General features: G+C 43.1%; 16 protein-coding genes. 6 read left to right on the forward strand and 10 right to left on the reverse strand.

Translation table 11 applies throughout. The features are described from left to right. Window positions 1-22: 22 nt before the first annotated feature. The 4 genes from hslU to priA all read right to left on the reverse strand — a co-directional run bounded on the left by hslU (window position 23) and on the right by priA (window position 4,993). Window positions 23-1,351, reverse strand: coding sequence for an HslU--HslV peptidase ATPase subunit (hslU, locus tag AB9H30_RS16010; RefSeq protein ID WP_371195720.1), 1,329 nt, complete (start codon window positions 1,349-1,351; stop codon window positions 23-25). 48 nt (window positions 1,352-1,399) lie between these two features. Then, on the reverse strand, window positions 1,400-1,924 hold the full coding sequence (gene hslV, locus AB9H30_RS16015; protein WP_371195721.1) for an ATP-dependent protease subunit HslV: 525 nt from the start codon (window positions 1,922-1,924) through the stop codon (window positions 1,400-1,402). Window positions 1,925-2,104: 180 nt separating this feature from the next. Further along, window positions 2,105-2,665 (reverse strand): SPOR domain-containing protein, encoded by a 561-nt coding sequence (locus AB9H30_RS16020; RefSeq protein ID WP_371195722.1) that lies wholly within the window; start codon window positions 2,663-2,665, stop codon window positions 2,105-2,107. A gap of 123 nt (window positions 2,666-2,788) precedes the next feature. Continuing rightward, window positions 2,789-4,993: a primosomal protein N' gene (gene priA, locus AB9H30_RS16025; RefSeq protein WP_371195723.1), complete on the reverse strand. Its 2,205-nt coding sequence runs from the start codon at window positions 4,991-4,993 to the stop codon at window positions 2,789-2,791. A gap of 262 nt (window positions 4,994-5,255) precedes the next feature. Between priA and rpmE the strand changes: the two genes are divergently transcribed. Further along, on the forward strand, window positions 5,256-5,468 hold the full coding sequence (gene rpmE, locus AB9H30_RS16030; protein ID WP_371195724.1) for a 50S ribosomal protein L31: 213 nt from the start codon (window positions 5,256-5,258) through the stop codon (window positions 5,466-5,468). A 70-nt stretch (window positions 5,469-5,538) separates the two neighbouring features. Here the strand turns inward: rpmE and AB9H30_RS16035 are convergent, their stop codons facing one another. Together AB9H30_RS16035 and AB9H30_RS16040 are read right to left on the reverse strand one after the other, a co-directional pair. Beyond that, window positions 5,539-7,530, reverse strand: a complete 1,992-nt coding sequence (locus AB9H30_RS16035) for an alpha/beta hydrolase family protein (RefSeq protein WP_371195725.1) — start codon at window positions 7,528-7,530, stop codon at window positions 5,539-5,541. A gap of 260 nt (window positions 7,531-7,790) precedes the next feature. Continuing rightward, window positions 7,791-7,979: a hypothetical protein gene (locus tag AB9H30_RS16040; protein WP_371195726.1), complete on the reverse strand. Its 189-nt coding sequence runs from the start codon at window positions 7,977-7,979 to the stop codon at window positions 7,791-7,793. A gap of 333 nt (window positions 7,980-8,312) precedes the next feature. Between AB9H30_RS16040 and AB9H30_RS16045 the strand changes: the two genes are divergently transcribed. After that, a complete protein-coding gene (locus tag AB9H30_RS16045; RefSeq protein ID WP_371195727.1) occupies window positions 8,313-8,906 on the forward strand; it encodes a LysE family translocator in 594 nt (197 codons plus the stop codon). Window positions 8,907-9,096: 190 nt separating this feature from the next. Here AB9H30_RS16045 and AB9H30_RS16050 read toward each other — a convergent pair whose 3' ends face one another. The 3 genes from AB9H30_RS16050 to msrB all read right to left on the reverse strand — a co-directional run bounded on the left by AB9H30_RS16050 (window position 9,097) and on the right by msrB (window position 13,945). Beyond that, window positions 9,097-12,702 (reverse strand): hypothetical protein, encoded by a 3,606-nt coding sequence (locus AB9H30_RS16050; RefSeq protein ID WP_371195728.1) that lies wholly within the window; start codon window positions 12,700-12,702, stop codon window positions 9,097-9,099. A gap of 293 nt (window positions 12,703-12,995) precedes the next feature. Beyond that, a complete protein-coding gene (msrA, locus tag AB9H30_RS16055; protein ID WP_371195729.1) occupies window positions 12,996-13,496 on the reverse strand; it encodes a peptide-methionine (S)-S-oxide reductase MsrA in 501 nt (166 codons plus the stop codon). Then, on the reverse strand, window positions 13,496-13,945 hold the full coding sequence (msrB, locus tag AB9H30_RS16060) for a peptide-methionine (R)-S-oxide reductase MsrB (RefSeq protein ID WP_371195730.1): 450 nt from the start codon (window positions 13,943-13,945) through the stop codon (window positions 13,496-13,498). The genes msrA and msrB overlap by 1 nt, the downstream gene beginning before the upstream one ends. Before the next feature lie 255 nt (window positions 13,946-14,200). On the opposite strand from msrB, the gene AB9H30_RS16065 reads away from it, so the two are divergent. From AB9H30_RS16065 to AB9H30_RS16080, 4 genes are all read left to right on the forward strand, one after another. Then, a complete protein-coding gene (locus AB9H30_RS16065) occupies window positions 14,201-14,770 on the forward strand; it encodes a gamma-glutamylcyclotransferase (RefSeq protein WP_371195731.1) in 570 nt (189 codons plus the stop codon). Between the two features lie 221 nt (window positions 14,771-14,991). Beyond that, complete coding sequence (locus tag AB9H30_RS16070; protein ID WP_371195732.1) at window positions 14,992-16,446, forward strand: Gfo/Idh/MocA family oxidoreductase; 1,455 nt, start codon at window positions 14,992-14,994, stop codon at window positions 16,444-16,446. A gap of 49 nt (window positions 16,447-16,495) precedes the next feature. Further along, the gene (locus AB9H30_RS16075; protein WP_371195733.1) at window positions 16,496-17,446 is read left to right on the forward strand and encodes a sugar phosphate nucleotidyltransferase; all 951 of its coding nucleotides are present in this window, start codon (window positions 16,496-16,498) and stop codon (window positions 17,444-17,446) included. Continuing rightward, window positions 17,446-18,543 (forward strand): phosphotransferase enzyme family protein, encoded by a 1,098-nt coding sequence (locus tag AB9H30_RS16080; RefSeq protein ID WP_371195734.1) that lies wholly within the window; start codon window positions 17,446-17,448, stop codon window positions 18,541-18,543. Before AB9H30_RS16075 ends, AB9H30_RS16080 begins: the two co-directional genes overlap by 1 nt. 6 nt (window positions 18,544-18,549) lie before the next feature. Here AB9H30_RS16080 and AB9H30_RS16085 read toward each other — a convergent pair whose 3' ends face one another. Further along, window positions 18,550-19,062 carry a phosphoglycerate mutase family protein gene (locus AB9H30_RS16085; protein WP_371195735.1) on the reverse strand — a complete coding sequence of 171 codons (513 nt, stop codon included), beginning with the start codon at window positions 19,060-19,062 and terminating at the stop codon, window positions 18,550-18,552. Window positions 19,063-19,410: the final 348 nt, after the last annotated feature.

The following is a 19,410-nucleotide window of genomic DNA, read 5'->3' on the forward strand; positions in this document are numbered from 1 at the left end:
AAGTTGCACATGGCAAAAAAGATTACAGAATAAAGCGACTTAAATCTTCATTGTCAACGAGTGCTTCGAGATGCGCATCAACATAAGCTTCATCAATACTAAAAGACTCACCGCTCTTATCTGAGGCATCAAACGAAATGTCCTCCATTAGGCGTTCCATAACCGTATACAAGCGTCGAGCCCCGATATTTTCAGTTTTTTCATTTACCTGCCATGCGGCCTCCGCAATTTTACGAATTCCCGACTCGGTAAAATCGATACTGACACCCTCCGTTTTCATAAGCGCTCGATATTGCTCTGTAAGCGAAGCGCTAGGCTCTGTGAGTATCCTGACAAAGTCTCCCACGGTTAAGGGCTGTAACTCAACTCTAATAGGCAAACGGCCCTGCAACTCTGGTATCAAGTCTGAAGGTTTAGACATTTGGAAGGCACCAGAGGTAATGAACAAGATATGGTCGGTTTTTACCATACCGTGCTTCGTCGATACCGTGCAGCCCTCAACGAGCGGCAGCAGGTCGCGCTGCACACCTTCGCGACTAACATCCGCGCCGCCAACACCTTCTCGCTTACAGATTTTGTCTATTTCATCTATAAACACAATACCATTTTGTTCTAGTGCTTCTATTGCCTGCTCTTTCAAGTCTTCTTGATTAATCAGCTTGCCCGATTCCTCTTCCACTAAAATTTTGAACGCATCTTTAATCTTGAGTTTTTTCTTCTTCTTTTTATCGCCAGACAAACTTTGAAACATACCCTGAAGCTGATTGGTCATTTCTTCCATGCCCGGAGGGGCCATAATTTCTACGCCTACCTGGGGTAAGGCAACGTTAATATCAATTTCCTTATCGTCGAGTTGACCTTCACGAAGTTTTTTACGAAAGGCTTGCCTTGTACCGCGGTCTTCCACCGGCTCTTTGGTACCAAAATTGTTTTCAGGTGGCGGGATTAATATGTCTAAAATGCGCTCTTCTGCGGCTTCTTCGGCCCTAAATTTGACCTTCGTGGCAGCTTGTTCTTTGGTCATTTTAACCGCGATGTCAGCCAAGTCGCGAATAATCATTTCGACTTCTTTACCGACGTATCCGACTTCGGTGAATTTGGTTGCTTCTACTTTAATGAACGGCGCATTGGCAAGCTTTGCAAGACGCCTAGCAATCTCAGTCTTTCCGACGCCGGTGGGGCCAATCATCAAGATGTTTTTAGGCGTAACTTCTTGTCTGAGCTCGTCATTTAGCTGCATTCTGCGCCAGCGATTACGTAAAGCAATAGACACCGCTCGTTTTGCATCTGCTTGACCAATAATGTGCTTGTCCAAAGCGTGGACAATTTCTCTGGGTGTCATTTCCGACATAATATTTCCTGCTTAATTGGGTATGCTTGCGTCATAAAACGCGTGTATTTAGTATTCGAGAGTCTCAACGGTTTGATGCGCGTTGGTAAATACGCAGATATCGCCAGCAATTGTTAAACTTTTCTGAGCGATTTCTTGTGCGCTTAAATCTGTGTTTTCTAATAGGGCCGTGGCCGCCGCATTTGCAAATGAACCACCCGAACCGGTCGTGACTAAGTCATTGTCGGTTTGCACCACATCACCGTTGCCAATAATCATCAGCGAAGCATCTTTATCTGCCACAACTAATACCGCTTCTAAACGCCGTAAAGAACGATCGGTGCGCCAATCTTTTGCCAACTCGACTGCTGCTTTGGTTAAATGCCCTTGATGCATTTCTAATTTACTTTCAAAGCGTTCAAACAATGCGAATGCGTCGGCGGTGCTGCCCGCAAAACCTGCTAATACTTTATTGTGATACAAGCGACGCACTTTTCGTGCATTGCCTTTCATTACCGTATTACCTTGTGATACTTGGCCATCGCCAGCCACCACTACCTGGTTGTTACGACGAACAGAAACAATCGTGGTCATCTATTTACTACTCCTGAAATCTCATGCGCATTAGCGCGGGCCTGAAAAGTAAGTGGGGGATATAGGGGGGAAATTCAAGGGCAATATGCGACCGCCCAATGCTAATAAGTTGCGTCAACGTAAAACATTCAAAAAACGCTTAGCGGCCATGGCCCTTGCATCCTCTAGGTATAGGTGTACTTAATAGATTTTGCAGTTGTTAATATTGCCACGTCTTGCTTGATGGCGGTCTCGCTCTGCCATTCGTTTTCTGTCGTACGGCCCTAATACCACACGGTACCAACGACCATTTTGACCATCACTTTGCAGCATTTGCGCTTCTAAACCTTGCAGGGCCAGTTGCGCTCGGAGTTCCTGCGCCCGTTCAGTAGTTCTGAACGAACCACACTGCATTATATATTGGCGGTCTGAGTCTTCGGTATCGGGGATGTCTATTTCCACCGAGTACTCTGGTAAGGCATCAATAAACGCCCATTCTTCTTCACCTAAAACAGGTAATGGGTCTTTATCCATTAACGAGTTTGCAACCTCAACATCAGCACTTTGCTCAGCCGGTTGAGATATACTTTGTTCTTCTATAACTGGGGAATCTGCAGGCGTTTTCTGCAACAAGTACAGCGCATACGCAAATATTAATACAGCAGTAATCGCAAGGATAATTTTCAGCCATGGGGTTGGCGCTTTTTTAGGTGCTTTTTTGTTGCGTTTTTGTCCACGCGACACGTAGTCGGTTTGTGCCATATATTGCCTTTGTCGCCTTGTTTTTTTCATTCAAACGTCAGCATTCGAGTATAAGGAAGTTTGGATTACGATGCTCATTAAATTTCAATATTTGTAGGGCTTGCCACCTAAAGTGAGGGCTTGTTAAGTAAAATCGAGCGGCGCGACATCGATACTCCATCTGACCTTACTGCTATTCTCGTGCGCCTCGATAGCCTCTAAAGCATTGCCTAAGGCGCCATGTAGATATTGTCTAGAAGATGACTGCACCACTAACATCATACGGAATCTTCCTTGCTTCTTTTCAATAGTGCAGGGTAAGGGCCCAATCAACTTTAAGCGAGAAAATTGGTCGAGAGTAGAATGCGCATAGGCTAAAAAGCTCTGAATTAAGCCAATATGAGGCGATTCGGCGCGCAGCAAAATTTGGTGCTCATAAGGTGGTAGCTGAGCCTGCTTTCGCTCTAGCAGCAAACTGCGGGCGTAATCAGCAAAACCATTTTGCACCAAGTCTTGCAAGAGGGGATGTTGGGGTTGATGAGTCTGTAACCACACTTCGCCCGGCTTATTTGCACGCCCGGCTCGGCCACTTAACTGCGTGATCAACTGTCCGAGCTTTTCAGGGGCACGAAAATCAGCACTGAATAAAGACCCATCTACATTGAGGATAATGGCCAAGGTTACATTTGGAAAATGATGGCCTTTCGATAAAATCTGCGTTCCGATAAGAATTTGATGCTGCTGGCTATTAATTTCACCAAGTAATTCAGTTAGCTTACCTTTTCCTCGCGTGGAGTCACTGTCGATGCGCACGCACGAATAGTCTTTAAACATTGCCTGCAAACCTTGTTCGATTTGCTCAGTGCCCAAGCCAAAAGTGTCTAATGATGAATTGCCACACTGGCGGCACTTTCTAGGCACGCTTTGATGCTGGCCGCAGCGATGGCACTGCATGTTATTGCTCACCTTGTGCAAAGTAAACGGATTATCACAATCGGTGCAGGTTTCAACATGGCCGCACTGGTGACACAGCAAGGCCGGTGAATAACCTCGGCGATGCACAAAAATCAGCACCTGATTGCCCTGCTCAAGCTGGGCACGCATTTTTTCGATCAAGCCTGATGCGATGCCGTGTTCAAGGGTTTGCGCTTTAATGTCGAGCATAAGCTGCGAAGGCATCGTAGCGTTAGCTGCGCGCTGAGTCAGCTGCAAGTGGTGATACTTTTTGCTTAAGGCATTGTACAACGTTTCTAGCGAGGGTGTGGCGCTACCCATGATAAGCGGAACATCTAGCTGCTTCGCCCGATACACTGCAATGTCGCGTGCGTGGTACTTAAGGCTGTCGTGTTGTTTAAATGATTCATCATGCTCTTCGTCTACAATGATCATACCAGGCGCTGCTAACGGCACAAAAATCGAAGAGCGCGTACCAATCACAATGCCAATTTCGTTGTCTTTAGCCTGCTGCCATACCCGCAAACGTTGGGTGTCGTTAAGTGCAGAGTGCATTACGCCGACGACTTGCCCAAAGCGTTTTTCAAACCTCTCAACGGTTTGCGGTGTTAGGCCAATTTCTGGCACCAATATCAGTACTTGTTTACCCGCTTGCAGCACTGGTTCTATTACTTGCAAATACACTTCAGTTTTACCGCTTCCGGTCACACCTTCAAGCAAAAAGGTAGCAAAGCTATGCTGTTGGTTTATCGCTGATATGGCAATGCTTTGTTCAATATTGGCGGGGTGATTATCAGAGACGACTAATTGCGCAGGCCATGTGGTGTTTGGGCAATATGCTTTGACAACTGAGCTGATCAGTTGCTTTTTAATGAGCTCATTAATAACTGCTACTGAAAACTCTTTTTTTGCCTGCGCTCTAGTGATCTCGCCGCTCGCTAAATGCGCGCAAAGAGCCAGCTGTTTTTTTGCCTGCTTTAACTCATTTTGCAAGGCACTCAGGTCATCAAAATTTCGGATCAAATATTCGGTGGCAGGCACATCACTCGAAATACCTTTGCGCAACGCTGCCGGCAGCATCGTGGCAAACACCTCACCAATAGGGTGCAAATAATACTCCGAAATCCAATGCCCCAAGACACGCATTTTGCTATCGATAACCGGCAGTTGATCAATACGCTCATCTATACATTTTAGTTTCGACTCCGGTACATCGGAGCTCGTATGCACCGAGAGTACAATGGCGACTTGTTTACGCCGAGCAAAAGGCACAAGCACGCGGCAACCCACCCAAGACTTATCCAAAGTGTCGATATCTGATACCAAATAATCGAAAGAGCGTCTGAGCGGGACCGCCACCGCCACCCGCACAATTTTAAAACTCGGATTTGTCACGTTATAACCTGATTAAACCTGAATCGCGATTGACGCATTACAATAGCATAAATTGTAAAACAAACACGGTACACTGACCTAAGCTTTTTTAGGTCTATCGCAATTAATATCGCTTGATCGGCTTAGTATATTCATATAAACTCCGCGCTCAAAATTTACAACATTGCGAGTGCTTAATCTGCTTCGTTTTGTTATTTAACTTAACACGCTTGGTGTGCGACTACGGGTTGTATAGCGAGGCGGCCTGACAATAGGTATCCCAATGAAAGACGGTATTCATCCTCAGTATAATGAGATCACAGCAACTTGCTCGTGTGGAAACGTAATGAAAATTCGCTCTACAATGAACAAAGACATCAACCTTGACGTGTGTTCATCTTGTCACCCATTTTACACAGGTAAGCAACGTAATGTTGACACCGGTGGTCGTGTAGACAAGTTCAAGAAACGTTTTGGTGCGCTTAGCAAGAAGTAAGACCGCTGAAAAATACTAAAGGCGCACTTTTAAAGCTGCGCCTTTTTTATTGCTCAAAAAATAAGACTTATTACTCCGCGCTTTGTTTGTTAACGGGTAAATGCTTCAATAAAAACGCTTCGATTTCTGTATATACATCTTCGATGTCTTGCTCGTAATACAAAGCATTATGACCGGTATCTTTTAGCGTTATCATTCTTACAGACTTATTGATGTCTTCTAATGCGTCAAACATTAATTCAGATTGTTCAAAGGGTACGACTTCATCTTCATCACCGTGTATGAGCAAAACCGGAACGTTAATATTCTTCGCATGCAGTGCTGGTGAGCGAGCTTTTAACATATCTATATCTTTTTCGGGATCACCAATACTGTCTTTGATAAACGTGATGAGAGTGTCTGATTCAAACTTATCGAGATCATAATCAACCTGTTCAGGCAAATGAGTCACCCCACTAATACTGACAACGCATTGAAACATATCAGGTGTTTTAACCGCGCCCATCAGTGCAGCATAACCACCGTATGAAGCACCGACAATGCAAACCCTGTCTTTATCGGCAATCTGTTCAGCGATCAGAAATTTTACCGCATCTTCGAGGTCTTCTTGCATCTTACCGCCCCACTCCTTATAACCAGCCTCTTCAAAGGCTTTGCCATAGCCAGTAGAGCCTCGAAAGTTGGGCTTGATGACCACATAGCCACGGGTTGCAATAAACTGTGCTAAGTCATCGTAGCCCATAAAGTCGCGATGCTGAGGTCCACCGTGAGGCAATACAATCAAAGGCATGCTTTTGGTGCCGTCAAACTCTGGGGGGATCATCACATAAGCGGTAATCAACATATTATCGCGAGCTTTGTACTGAACTTTAAAACCCTGAGCAAGTTTACTTTTTGGTAGCGTGGCAAAGGGATAGCTTAAGGTACTCATTTGATCTTCTTTCAAATCAAAAGTGAAGAATGTAGATGGGTTATCCATTCCCCATGACAATACCACCGCACGTGCTTTGTCTTTTCCCCAGTTCACAAAACGAAAGTTTTCATTTTCAAAATACTTTGCAGCAGAATCGTATTTGGCTTGAGTATCGGTATCGAAATATTTTGAGCGGTAAATATCGGTGAGCACCGTATAGCCAATCACCTCATTGTTAAGCCCTTGCGTGATCACGCCAACAATATCGATATTTGGTAAACTGACTAGAACCTTTTTATCGCCATTTTCCACTGTAATAAGCTCGTGAAAACCGCTTTTTTCATTCATTTTCCGATAGACAAGCTTACCTTCTTTGGTGCCTACCAAATCTCTGATATCAATCTTATTTTTACTTTCGTCATCTTCGTCAAAGTAAATTTCATCAATGAGCACCCAATCACGGTCCTCAGTAAACTCAAAAATTTCAATCATCCGAGCGATACGTTTATAGTCGTATCTAAATAGCACTTTGCCATCTTCGTCGTTAATGAATGCAACGGTGAATCTACCACCGGTCACCACAGCATCAGATTCTCCGCTATCCACATTTACTTTAAAAAGTGCAAGACGCTCATTTCTGAACGAAGTCATTAAGATATGTTTTTCGTCGTTTGGAAGATAGTGAGGAATGCGCGCCAAATTCACAGAGCGACGCGCTGAACGTTCATCATTCATTAACTCGACGAGCCCTTCACCTTTAAGATCAGTCGCCACAATGCGCCCAAACATAAAATAGTCATTAATATTGAAGTCGTCTTCATTCTCAGATTCATGGCGAACTTTAGACGTTGCATAAGGCACCAACAGTTTTACTAATATACGTTCATTATTTGCCCAGCTCACATCAAAGGGGCGAATAATATTATCGCCAAACTTCGATATAATTTTTTTATCGTCTAAGTCATAAATCATAACTAGGCGCTTGTCGCCCTCATTCCATACGCCGGCCACATTCTTGCCATCTGGAGAAATTTTTGCAGCAATTAGTCCAGGGTCGGCCAAGAAATCTTGCAAAGTGAGTTTTTCAGCAAACGCCCAACTAGAAAGTAAGCAGCTATATAAGAACAATAAGGATTTAAATACTGACATAAGAGTCCATTCAAATAAAAGGCACGGCTTTAAACATAGTTGCTTTTTATTGATCGTTCAATATTTTGGCTTAAGCCTTTGTTCGCGCCATCAAAATGAGGGCGATAAATAAAATAGAGGAATTTGAGAAACGTGACGCGCGGCGCAAATAATAAACTTTTGCTGCGCGTCACAAGCAAGTTAACTAGTAACCGAGCGCCGCAATCATGTTACAGATGACATTTTTTACTTCCGACAACTGGTTTTGTGGCCTAACTTATTTAAAATTTATAACCCGCGCTGAAAAAGATTACATTCTTACTATCCTTCTGTTGTTTTGACAGGAAGCCATCGCCGCTGGCGTCTTGTCCTTGGATATTCGCTAAATCTATGCCAAAAATCCAAGACTCATTGACTCTACCTGAAGGGCTATAGTTAAGATTCAAAGATGTCACATTTCGAAATGACAATGTGTATGTTGCACCTACCGAGAAAAAGTCAGTTATCAAATAGTCATAGCCGACATTTACCCCAACAAGTCCAACAGCGCCTCTAAAATTACTTTGCGATTCTTGATAGGATAATTGGTACCCAATTAGCCCCGCATATTGAATGCCGATCCCAGCAGAATGGTTATACTGACCACTGTTGGCGACAGGTATGAATAGAAGTGAGCTAAGTAAAATGAGTTTTTTAATTTTTGTATTCCCTATGAAAATTGATTAGTGCTACAGTAAAGTCAACCGCAAAAATTTTTCGTTTAACTGCTCCGAAATAAAAGCCATGCAAAGTACCAGTAATATATGAATATAGATATCCTTTTTGCGCTTGTGCTGTTTGCATTGGCTTCGTCACTCTCTCCCGGTCCAAATAACTTAATGTTGATGACATCTGGCGTGAACTTTGGCTTTAGATTAACCTTGCCGCATATGTTTGGCGTGTCAATGGGCTTTGTCTTTATGACCGTATTAGTGGGTTTGGGCGTAATGCAGTTGTTCGATGCTTATCCGATTACCTACAATGTTCTAAAAGTATTAAGTGTGCTTTATATGCTTTACTTAGCGGCAAAAATAGCGATGTCATCAAATGAAATAGAAGGCAAACGCGCTAGGTCGATGCCTATGACGTTTTTTCAAGCAGTGATGTTTCAGTGGGTTAATCCCAAGGCATGGAGTATGTCATTAACCGCCATAAGCGTCTTTGCGCCAAGCAAAAGTTTTGCGTCGGTATGTTTGGTGGCGCTAGTTTTTGGATTAGTTAATTTTCCATGCATTGCATGTTGGGCAAGTCTGGGGACAAAAATTAAAAGATGGCTAACTAAACCCAGCAGCTTACAAGTATTCAACTATTGTATGGCAGGCTTGCTAGTGTTGTCTTTGTACCCTATTTTTGCTTAAGTTTGGCGCTGATGTAAGATCATAATAAAGTTTGCTATTTTGAAAATTCTACGTCATCAGCGAAGGTAATAACTGCTTCAAAAGCGCAAAACCCGAATAATGGGGGAGTATATCGCTCAGAATTTTGCCTTCACACGAGCAGACTACACAGTTATAACCACCGCCTGCATTTAATCAGTCTAGTTTGCTTCTATTGACCAAAATAAAGTTCCTTACCGCTTGAAAAAGTAAGTGTAATGCTGTCACCTTGTTGTTTGCATGCGATGCGAAACTGCCCACCATCGGCAGGTTTATTGATGGTAAAACTGTTCGATGACCACACAAGCTCTCCACTAGCTAAATCGAAAGCGCCAATTTTACCTGCAATAATGCTAGATTCATCTTGAAACTCTTGTTCTACGGCAAAGTTAGTTCCAAAAATGTAAGCTACATGACGAGTTTTGGTCTGATTTGATGCTACGCAATAGTCGAAAAATAACGGATCGTTGGTGCCAAAGCGTTCAGTAAAAGTCTGTGATCGTACAAAGGACTTATCAGACACATTAAACACTAAATGTTCAAAGTTATTAAATTCGCTGACCGAGTCGTTTTCAGTAACACGTGAGTTATTCAATAGTACTAAGGTTGTTTGTCCGTTTTGTTCAACAACGCTCATCATTTGTTCACCACTAACAAAAGACTCACTGGGTAAGGGTGATAGGTCAATCAAACTAAATTGGCTTTGCTTATACTCAAAGGTCAGCAAGGTGTTGTTTATCCATACGGTTAATAGTGCTTGATCGTCAATGGTGTAGCTAACCAGTGCATTTGTATCGTTGAAGAATTCAGCCGCAAACACTTGCTCATTTACGTTAAAGCGACTTATTTCTTGCATCGTGTCGCGGTTTAACATAACCAAATATTGGCTTGATTGTAAGAAAGTGAATCGCTCTTGCGCCAACTCAAAAAATAGCAAGTTGGGAATATTCGCGCCAGGATATTCATAATCATCCACCTGAGCGCTAGTTAAGTTGGTTCGTTGAACTCGGTCAAACAGTGCATCCCAACCAAAGGCTTGTTCGTCATCAAAAGTGAAATCGTAGAAGTTTTGGAAAAAAAGTCTATCTGAGGAAGAATTTACCAATTCGACTTTTTGCCTATTTCTTTGTTCATCGAAAATACTAATACCATTCCTTTGACCCACTATGATTTGATCATCTTGGTTTAGTATTTTGCCAAACGATTCATTTTTATTGGTGCTATCCACAATGGTATTAAGCACCAGTTCATTAGCGCCCAAATCAACGATATCAAAGCTTGATTTAAATGTGCCTGTTGTGATTAAGCGACCATCACAGCGAAGCAATACCGTAGCAGATCGAATACTTTGTATTGAGCAAGGTGCATATTTGTCGTCGAATTGTGTGAATGTTTCGTAATCAAAATTGTTTAAAGCTCGCAGATCCTGTGCTTGAAATTGACTGTTAGTGGGGCTGTATACATAGCGTCGAATATTTTGCTCGCCTTCAATTAAATACAACTCTTGTGAGTCTGCCGACAGCCCGAATGAAACCGGTGTTTGTTGTTCATCAAACCGCTGTTGCAAGATAAATTGATTATTTTGTAATGTATAAATCTCTAAATAATAAGCCGGCTCTTGACCTGCAAAGATTCTCGCGTTTGTATTGAACATTTCACTGATCCCGTCGCCGTCGACATCAGCAAACACCGTTTGTTGTAATTCAAAAGGAATATTGCTCGTATCATATAAGAGGCTCAAATCAGTAAAACGATAAATACCGTCACGACTGATCAATTCTGGCACCAAATCGCCATCAACGTCATCTACCTGACTGACATTAAATTGAAACCTGACAAACGCTTGTGTATTTGTATTGTAGTAACCGGTTGTGCTAATTATGATGGTGTCGCTAGTGCTATTTTCTTGCCAAATTTCGAAAACGCCACTGATTCTAAAAGGTGAAATGCTCAAATCAGCAAGTAAATTTAATTGCTGAGTGCTTAAATCGAGCCTAAATAACTGGTCTAGTCCTGCGGTATAGAAAAACAAGCCGTTGTTGATAGGCTCATATTTGATGTATCGAATTTCAGATTCTGGCAAAGTACCTGTCCACAACACGTTTTGAGTGCCAAGCTCAATAATTTCAACTGATTTACCTTTGGAAACCAGTAAATCAGTGCTTTGATCATTTAAATAGTCAAATGTGAGTAAAACAGTTGGTTCATACTCAGTTATTTGAGTAAGTGGGGAGACACTCGTATCGTTGTGCAAAACGCTTTGCTTAACAATAACTTCATGGTCTGCGTTTGCGACTTTAACCGAGTAGGTGACATTTCGTTCTTTTTGTAAGCGAGGAAGCCTGCCATCCCAAAAAAGCAAATTATTGTCGCCGATGCTCATAGACAAAGGGCCGCTATGAATACTGACTTCAAAAGGGCCGTCATCTTGCGGATTTTCTATGTTTATTTGTGATTGAAAGCTTTGGCCAAAAGCAATCTCAGTTGGTGATGATACTAAAGAAACAACAGGCGGATCTTTGCGCACGTATAGCTGCAAAATCGCGCTCTGATCGCTTAACTCACCGTCATCGACACGTAGTTGGAATCGGTAATCACCGGCTAAGTCAAAAACCACACTGGCATTTACAAAGCCGTTATTGCTAATTTGTAAATTGGCGCCTTGTGGCTGCTCAATGATTTCCCAATTATAGTTGAGTAAATCAAAGTCACTGTCGCCGCTGTTAGATGCGTCAAGCAACAATGTTTCGCGCTTATTTATACGGGTATTGCTTATTAGGTAACTTGCCGTGGGCGCATTATTTGGGGTGTTTAAATACTGCTTCTGATCAATAAAATTAAAATCAATCGTTCTCGAAGTTTGCGACACTTCGGCGGTGCTTTGAAATAGCCCTAAACCGATATTCTGTCCGCCTAAATTGTTAATAATTAAGGTCTTATCGGCCGTAACAGCTAGTGCCATGGATTGCGCCGGTGTTACCGCATTAGAATATTCTGAGATGGTACTGACTTGAACAATACCGTAGTCAGATAAATACACCTCACCTGCCATTCCGTACCCATTTGGATCGCTATTTACAATGTTCAAACCAATTTCAAGCTTGTTAAGGTAGTACTGTGTTTGTGTTTCTTGTTCAGTAATTAGTGCATCAAAACTTGCTTTTGAAATAACAACAGGGCCTATGTCAACTCTAGAAACGCCCTCGATATTGTAGGTTGAACGATTACCGCTTTGCTTTTCATAGCTAATTTCCACATTATCAAAGCTTATCTCAGCAAGGTTAAGCTCCCCGTTGTTATCGAAGTTCAGCGCTAATAAAAAACCATTGCCGTTTATTGTGTAAGGACCGATTTGGCAAGCTTGGTATGCAAAATCGATGCGATTTTGTGCCGTTGGTTCAGTCGACACAAACTCACCGGTTTCGCATTCGCCATTTAGGGTCGATAGGTCTGCATATTGGGCAACTAAATAATCGAATCTGACTTGCCGGAAATCATTGTTGTAAATCAGTAAATTTGTTAAATCATGCAGTCGAATAATATGGTGGCTGATATCGTGAGAATTGGTCACATCTATACGCGCTATAGAGCGAATGCCAGTATATTTAGCCAGTAAATCTGTATTTACCGGGGGCGTTACTGGGGGCGTAGGCGGTGGTGTTGGGGTCACTGGAGTAGTGGGAGTAGTTGGAGTAGTGGGCGGTGATGAGTCAGAACCACCGCCTCCGCCACAAGCGATAAGCAGTAGCAAAAATCCAATGGTGATTATGTGTTTCAAGACTAAGCCCTCAGTAATATGCTGAAATAATGTGGTTCACACGACCAGTAAACCTCAGCGCAGAGTAATTTAGTTTAGCGGGTTGCGCAATAGGGACTAGGCTAGTTCACAGCCAACTCAACCAGGAATGTTTACAGCAGCAGAGTTGGCTGAAGAGTGCATTCAATTATTGGCTTGAGACAATCTTTAAAGCACTTTATTGAACCGCACCGACAAAGGCCTGCAACAGCGCTATGATGCAGGTGTCGATGCTGGTGAGGTATTTTGTGAACATTAACCGCTTTGTGCAGTAATCATGTTACCGATGGTAGTTTCCAATTGGGTCTCGCAAAATGGCAAGTATAGCCATTAGGGCGATGCTCCAAATAGTCTTGATGTTCTGGCTCAGCTTCCCAAAAATCTCCAACGGGTTCCACTTCGGTAACGACTTTACCTGGCCATAAACCAGAAGCGTTCACATCAGCAATGGTTCTTATTGCTTCTTTATGTTGCTCTTCAGACACATAGTAGATTGCCGAACGATAAGATAAGCCGATATCGTTGCCTTGTCTGTTTGGCGTGCTCGGGTCGTGAATTTGAAAGAAGAACTCTAATATCTCTCGGTATGAAGTCAGTTCGTTGTCAAATATGATTTCGATGCCCTCTGCATGACTACCGTGATTCTGATAGGTTGCATTAGGTACTTCGCCGCCGGTATAACCAACTCGCGTAGACAAAATACCCTCACGTTTACGGATCAAGTCCTGCATACCCCAAAAACAACCGCCTGCTAACACTGCTCTTTCATTTGCCATTAGGAAATATCCTCCACTTGATCTAAATAGTCTTGATAGCCTTCATCACGCATTTTTTCTTTTGGAACAAAACGCAATGAAGCCGAATTAATACAATAACGCAGCCCCCCCTGCTCTCTAGGGCCATCGGGAAAAACATGGCCTAAATGACTATCTCCATGGGTGGAGCGCACTTCTACTCGCCTCATCCCGAGTGTGGTATCGCTCAGCTCTGTGACATTAACCGGGTTGATTGTTTTGGTAAAGCTCGGCCAACCGCAACCAGACTCATACTTTGCAGAAGAGGCAAATAAGGGTTCGCCTGAAACCACATCCACATAGATTCCGGGTGCAAAGTTATCTAATAACTCACCGGTGCCAGGACGCTCCGTACCATTTTCTTGAGTAACGCGATACTGCTCAGGTGTCAGCTTGGCAATTGCATCTGGAGATTTTTGATATATCGTCATACTAATTCCTCATAAATGAAAGCGTCTTACTACAAAAAGACCCGTTATTTAAGATCTATATTTCATGCAGGTCAATGGCAGTCAGTGCACATTTCGCTAATATACATACACTACGAGTTATCTCGGAATAACTATCTATATTTGTGTTGTGAAATTCATATTTTATTTCGTCCAAGCAATAAAGTTCGATGCTAAGTATCTTTTTTGTTTTAACATTGCCATAACTCAGTATAAAAATAGTGGGTAATTTACTCCATGAGCTTTGACACACAGGTCCTTAACAGCAGAAGGCAACGACTAGATGACTACGATGAACTGTGGGTGTTCGGTTATGCTTCGCTGATTTATAAAGTCGATTTTGCATACTTAGAGCAGGCTCAGGCGAATATCTATGGCTATGAACGCAGACTCTGGCAGGGAAGTAGCGATCATAGAGGCACCCCAGAGCGCCCTGGTCGTGTGGCGACTTTAATACCATCTGAAAATATGCCTTGTTTCGGAATGGCCTTTAGAGTCACTCCAGAAGTATTTTTACATCTTGATCATCGAGAAAAAAATGGCTATTTGCGAGAAGAAGTAAGCATCGTGCTGCTATCAGGTAGAGAAGTTCGCGGACTCGTTTACATTGCCTACCCTGACAATGCAGCATTCTTAGGGGACGCACCCATAAAAGATCTCGCCAAGCATATTTTTCAAAGCAAAGGACCCAGCGGTAAAAATAAAGATTATGTATATGATCTAGCAAGCTCTTTGCGTGCATGCGGTGTGAACGACCCTCATATATTTGCTGTTGAAAAAGCCTTGCGACAATTAGATGCTCCCTAAAATAATGCAGTATTACTCATCTTCAGCAAGCCAAATAGACTCTTAACACACTATTTTCTGAAACATTCAAATACTAGATTGTGGGCTCTGGACTATGGAATGGACTGTAACGAGCATTCAGATATCCTATATTCGCTGAGTATAGATAGTGGAGCCCTTGCCATTATCAAGAATATCCATCATGCTTTTTATGTGCTGATAAAAAGATCTAGAGACTTAATATGAATAACAATACCCGTCGACATTTTTTGAAGTCATTAGCTGCGCTTACCGCCGCTGGTGTTGCAGTTGGTTGCTCTTCAGCCAATACCCTAGCCCAGACCACTGCCTCACAGGGCAAATCTGTTATGGGACTCCGCGTGCCAAAAATGGACATAGTTCGCATCGGTTTTATTGGTGTTGGCGAGCGTGGCTCAGGTCATGTTAAACATTATTGTCACATCGATGGTGTCGAAATTACCGCAATTTGCGATACCAATGAAAAGGTCTTAGATGCATCCATTGACTACGTGGTCAATAAAAGTCTGCCGCGACCAGCACGCTACTCAGGTTCAAACTATGCCTACATGGAAATGCTCAACCGACAGGACATCGATATTGTAATTATTTCTACTCCTTGGGCGTGGCATGCCCGAATGTGTGTTGCAAGCATGGAGAGCGGAAAACATGCCTTTGTTGAAGTTCCTGCAGCAACCACAGTTGAAGAATGCTGGCAGCTAGTAGATACCGCTGAGCGGACCCAAAAAAACTGCATGATGATGGAAAACGTTTGCTACGGGCGCGATGAACTGATGGTGCTAAACATGGTTCGCCAAGGTCTATTTGGCGATTTGCTGCATGGCGAAGCAGCTTACATTCACGAGCTGCGCTGGCAAATGAAAGAAATCGAAGAAAAAACAGGCTCTTGGCGAACCCATTGGCATACTAAGATGAACGGCAATTTATATCCAACCCATGGTCTGGGTCCAGTGTCTCAATATATGAATATTAATAGAGGCGACAGCTTTGACTATTTAAGCTCCACTAGTTCACCAGCGCTAGGCCGGCGCGCATACGCACAAAGAGAGTTCCCTGCACAGCACGCCCGTAACAAGCTAAACTATATCGCCGGCGATATGAATACCACCGTGATAAAAACCAAGTTAGGCCGCAGCATAATGCTGCAGCATGACACGACCACCCCAAGGCCCTATTCACGACATAATTATATTCAAGGCACCAATGGCGTTTTCGCAGGTTTTCCGAATCGTATTGCTTTAGAAACTGTGCCACCAAACATCGCTGAAAATTATGCACAACGCCATCAACAGGCAGTAGCACATTGGCAGGCCAATGGTCGTCAAGGTCGTGAACCTAAACCTCATAGCTTTCACCGCTGGGACGAAGAAATGGGCCCATGGCAAGATGAATTTGATCACCCAATGTGGGTCAAAATGGGAGAAGAAGCTCAGCGCAACGGCGGGCATGGCGGCATGGACTTTTTGATGCTGTGGCGCATGATTTATTGCCTTCGAAACTCAGAGCCTCTCGACCAGGATGTTTACGACGCGGCAGCATGGTCGGTTGTCATGCCCCTGAGCGCCGACTCAGTAAACGATCGCAGTAACTCAAAAGATATCCCAGACTTTACACGTGGGGTATGGAAAAGTGCAAAGCCACTGGGAATTATTGCTTAATCAGCGTATTAATTTTATAGGAAAGGTTTCAGGGCAAGGTCAATGATATATGGATAATGTAGGCACCATCGTGATACTAGCCGCTGGCAGCGGCAGTCGTTTTGGTGGCGCAAAGCAATTTATGTGTTTTGGTCATGGGGCCAAAACCTTGATGGAATACAACCTTCACCACGCCATGAAAGCAGGCTTTACCCACGTTGTATTTGTGACTCAGGCTCATCAAAAAGAACAACTTGAGCAGCAAGTAATGCCTCGATTACCAAGTCGCTTAAAGGTAGACATTGCAATTCAGACTGTGGATATGCTCCCCGATGCCTGTCAACTTTCACCCACTAGAAACAAACCATTAGGCACGGCCCATGCACTTTGGTGTGCAAGAGCACACATAAAAGGCGCTTTTGCAGTGATTAACGGAGACGACTACTACGGCGAACAGGCATTCGCGCAGTTGCAAAGTCGTCATAAAAGCATCGATCAACACAATGCTGTTAGTCACCATACAATGGTCGCCTATCTGATTAAAAATACCTTGTCTGAGAATGGCGGCGTTAATCGTGGAATATGTGAACATAACGCAAGCATGCAGTTGCAAAGGATTACCGAAGTAGAGCAGATAAAAAGCATTAGCGAGCATGGACATTCAGCCATAGTAGGAAAGATTGCCAGCTCAGGTAAAAGTATTCACATACCGCATAATACCCCGGTATCAATGAACTGCTGGCTTTTTGACAAGTCGATATTTTCCGGCATTGAACAAGCGCTTGTTGCTACCTTTGGCACTGCAGCAGATGCACAGCAAATAGATAGCAACACAGAATGCTATTTGCCCGACGTTGTCATGAGCTTGCTTGCAAATGCACAGGTAGTGGTAGATGTTCTTATCTCAAAAGATGATTGGTTTGGCGTAACTTACGCTGCTGATTCAGCATCGGTAGATGAAAAAGTAAATGGTCTAACGCTATCGAATAGCGCTTCGCTTGCTAAAGGGGCGCAACCATAGTGAGCAAAAATGATATAAACATCGAAACACGGCAGCATTTAGAGACCGTGCTTAGCTATTACCATGACGACATCGAAAACAGCAGCATTTCTGCGCTAGGAAATGGTTTAATTAATCAAACCTACCTAGTAAAAACGCCAGACCGCGAATTTGTCCTGCAAAGTATTAATCGTTATGTGTTTAAGCAACCCGAATGGGTCTGCCAAAACGCAGACCTTATCAACCAGCATCTGCTTACAAAGCAACAAAAGGGTGAATACCCACTGCTTACAATTAATCAGTTGCCTAACAGCAATCAGCAATCTTTTATGCAAGTGGGAAAGGGTTTTTATAGGGCGCTCGCTTTTGTGCCAAATAGCTACTCTATTGACAATGTGCAAACGCCACAACAAGCCGAAAAAGTGGCCTGGGCCTTTGCTCAATTTAATGCTGCCCTAAGCGATTTTCCTGCCCAACAACTCGTTGAAATCATCCCTCACTTTCACTCATTGGCGCATCGACTGACACAGCTAAAAGAGGCAATTACCAGCGATAAGGTCAACAGAAAGGCCGCCTGCATTGATTTAATTGATGATTGTTTTGCGCAACAAGCGTTTATTGATGAAGTAGCCAAACTGTTGCCAATACTGCCGCTTAAAGTGACCCATAACGACACCAAAATAAACAACCTTTTGTTCAGCGCTGATACCCACGAAGTACTCGCCGTAATTGACTTAGATACCTGTATGCCTGGGGTCTTAATGCATGATTTCGGAGATATGGTGCGCACTTGTTGTTCAAACTTATCAGAAGACGGCACCGCCTTGCAGCAAATGAAGCTCAAGCTAGATATATTTAAGGCACTAGCCAATAGCTACATCAACAGCCTAGATAAGCAGATCACCCTAATCGAAAAAGATAGTTTAATCGTCGGCGCTCTGCTGCTTCCTTTTTTGATGGGAGTGCGTTTTTTGACTGATTATTTAGATGGTGATAATTATTTTCATGTGCAGCGCCCTCTGCATAACCTCGAGCGAGCCAAAAATCAACTGCAGCTATTTAAGTTGCTCGCGGCGCACCGACAAGAATTGGCCGAGATCATTAAACAGACTCCGTAAGCGTTGCTAATTCAGGTTCAAGGACTCGTTATCAAGCTCAATGCGCGTCGTATCCATTTGAATTTGGTCATCAACGCTGTAAAGATGATAGAGCGTGCCGTATTGGTCTTCAGAAATACTGAATTTAGGCCCTCCTAAGGCTTTGATGAGTGACGCAGTGGTATTGCTATGACCAACCACTAATACCCGCTGTTGTTTTTCTAATAAAAAAGCGGCAAAGTCCTCTAAGTTTTTGGGTGAATATTCCGTCACGACCTGTTCAGTCTTGATAGCCAGAGGCGCTGCAGTTTGCTGGGTCCGCTTGTATGCAGTCGCATAAATATTGCTCAGCGATATAACTTCAAAGTGTTTTGCCAACGCTTGCGCTCTGGCTACACCGATTTGCGTCAACGCTGGATCGTTTCCTTCAGTTTGCTTTTCAAAGTGTCGAATCAAATATATGTCCAAGGCCGTTAGCTTAGCTGAGGCAAGCATCAATACTGCAAGGACTAGGCATTTTCGCAATCTCGTTGTATTCATAATGGTATCCTCAGGTGATGTCTGCTAGGTGAACGTTTAGGGATTTTCTCTGTACGATATTGACCTGTATTAAATTGACTTTAGCACAGGGCTGAGCTGAATCAATTTATGCTATCTCGCTCGGATTATTAGTTAAAACCATATTATTCATATCTGTGTTGAAAACAATCTTCAGCATATACTTAATGAATAGTTGTTATTTTTTACTTTTAAAACAGAGTCTTGTCAGTAAGGTCTTGAAAAACAAAAGCCTAGAATTGGATTTTATCTGCGTATTTTTATGCTATTGTTATAGACATAGCTTGCGCATAGCGCAGTATTTATCATCAGACTAGGATTCATACCGAA

This window comes from Glaciecola sp. SC05, from assembly GCF_041380235.1.
GTDB lineage: Bacteria > Pseudomonadota > Gammaproteobacteria > Enterobacterales > Alteromonadaceae > Glaciecola.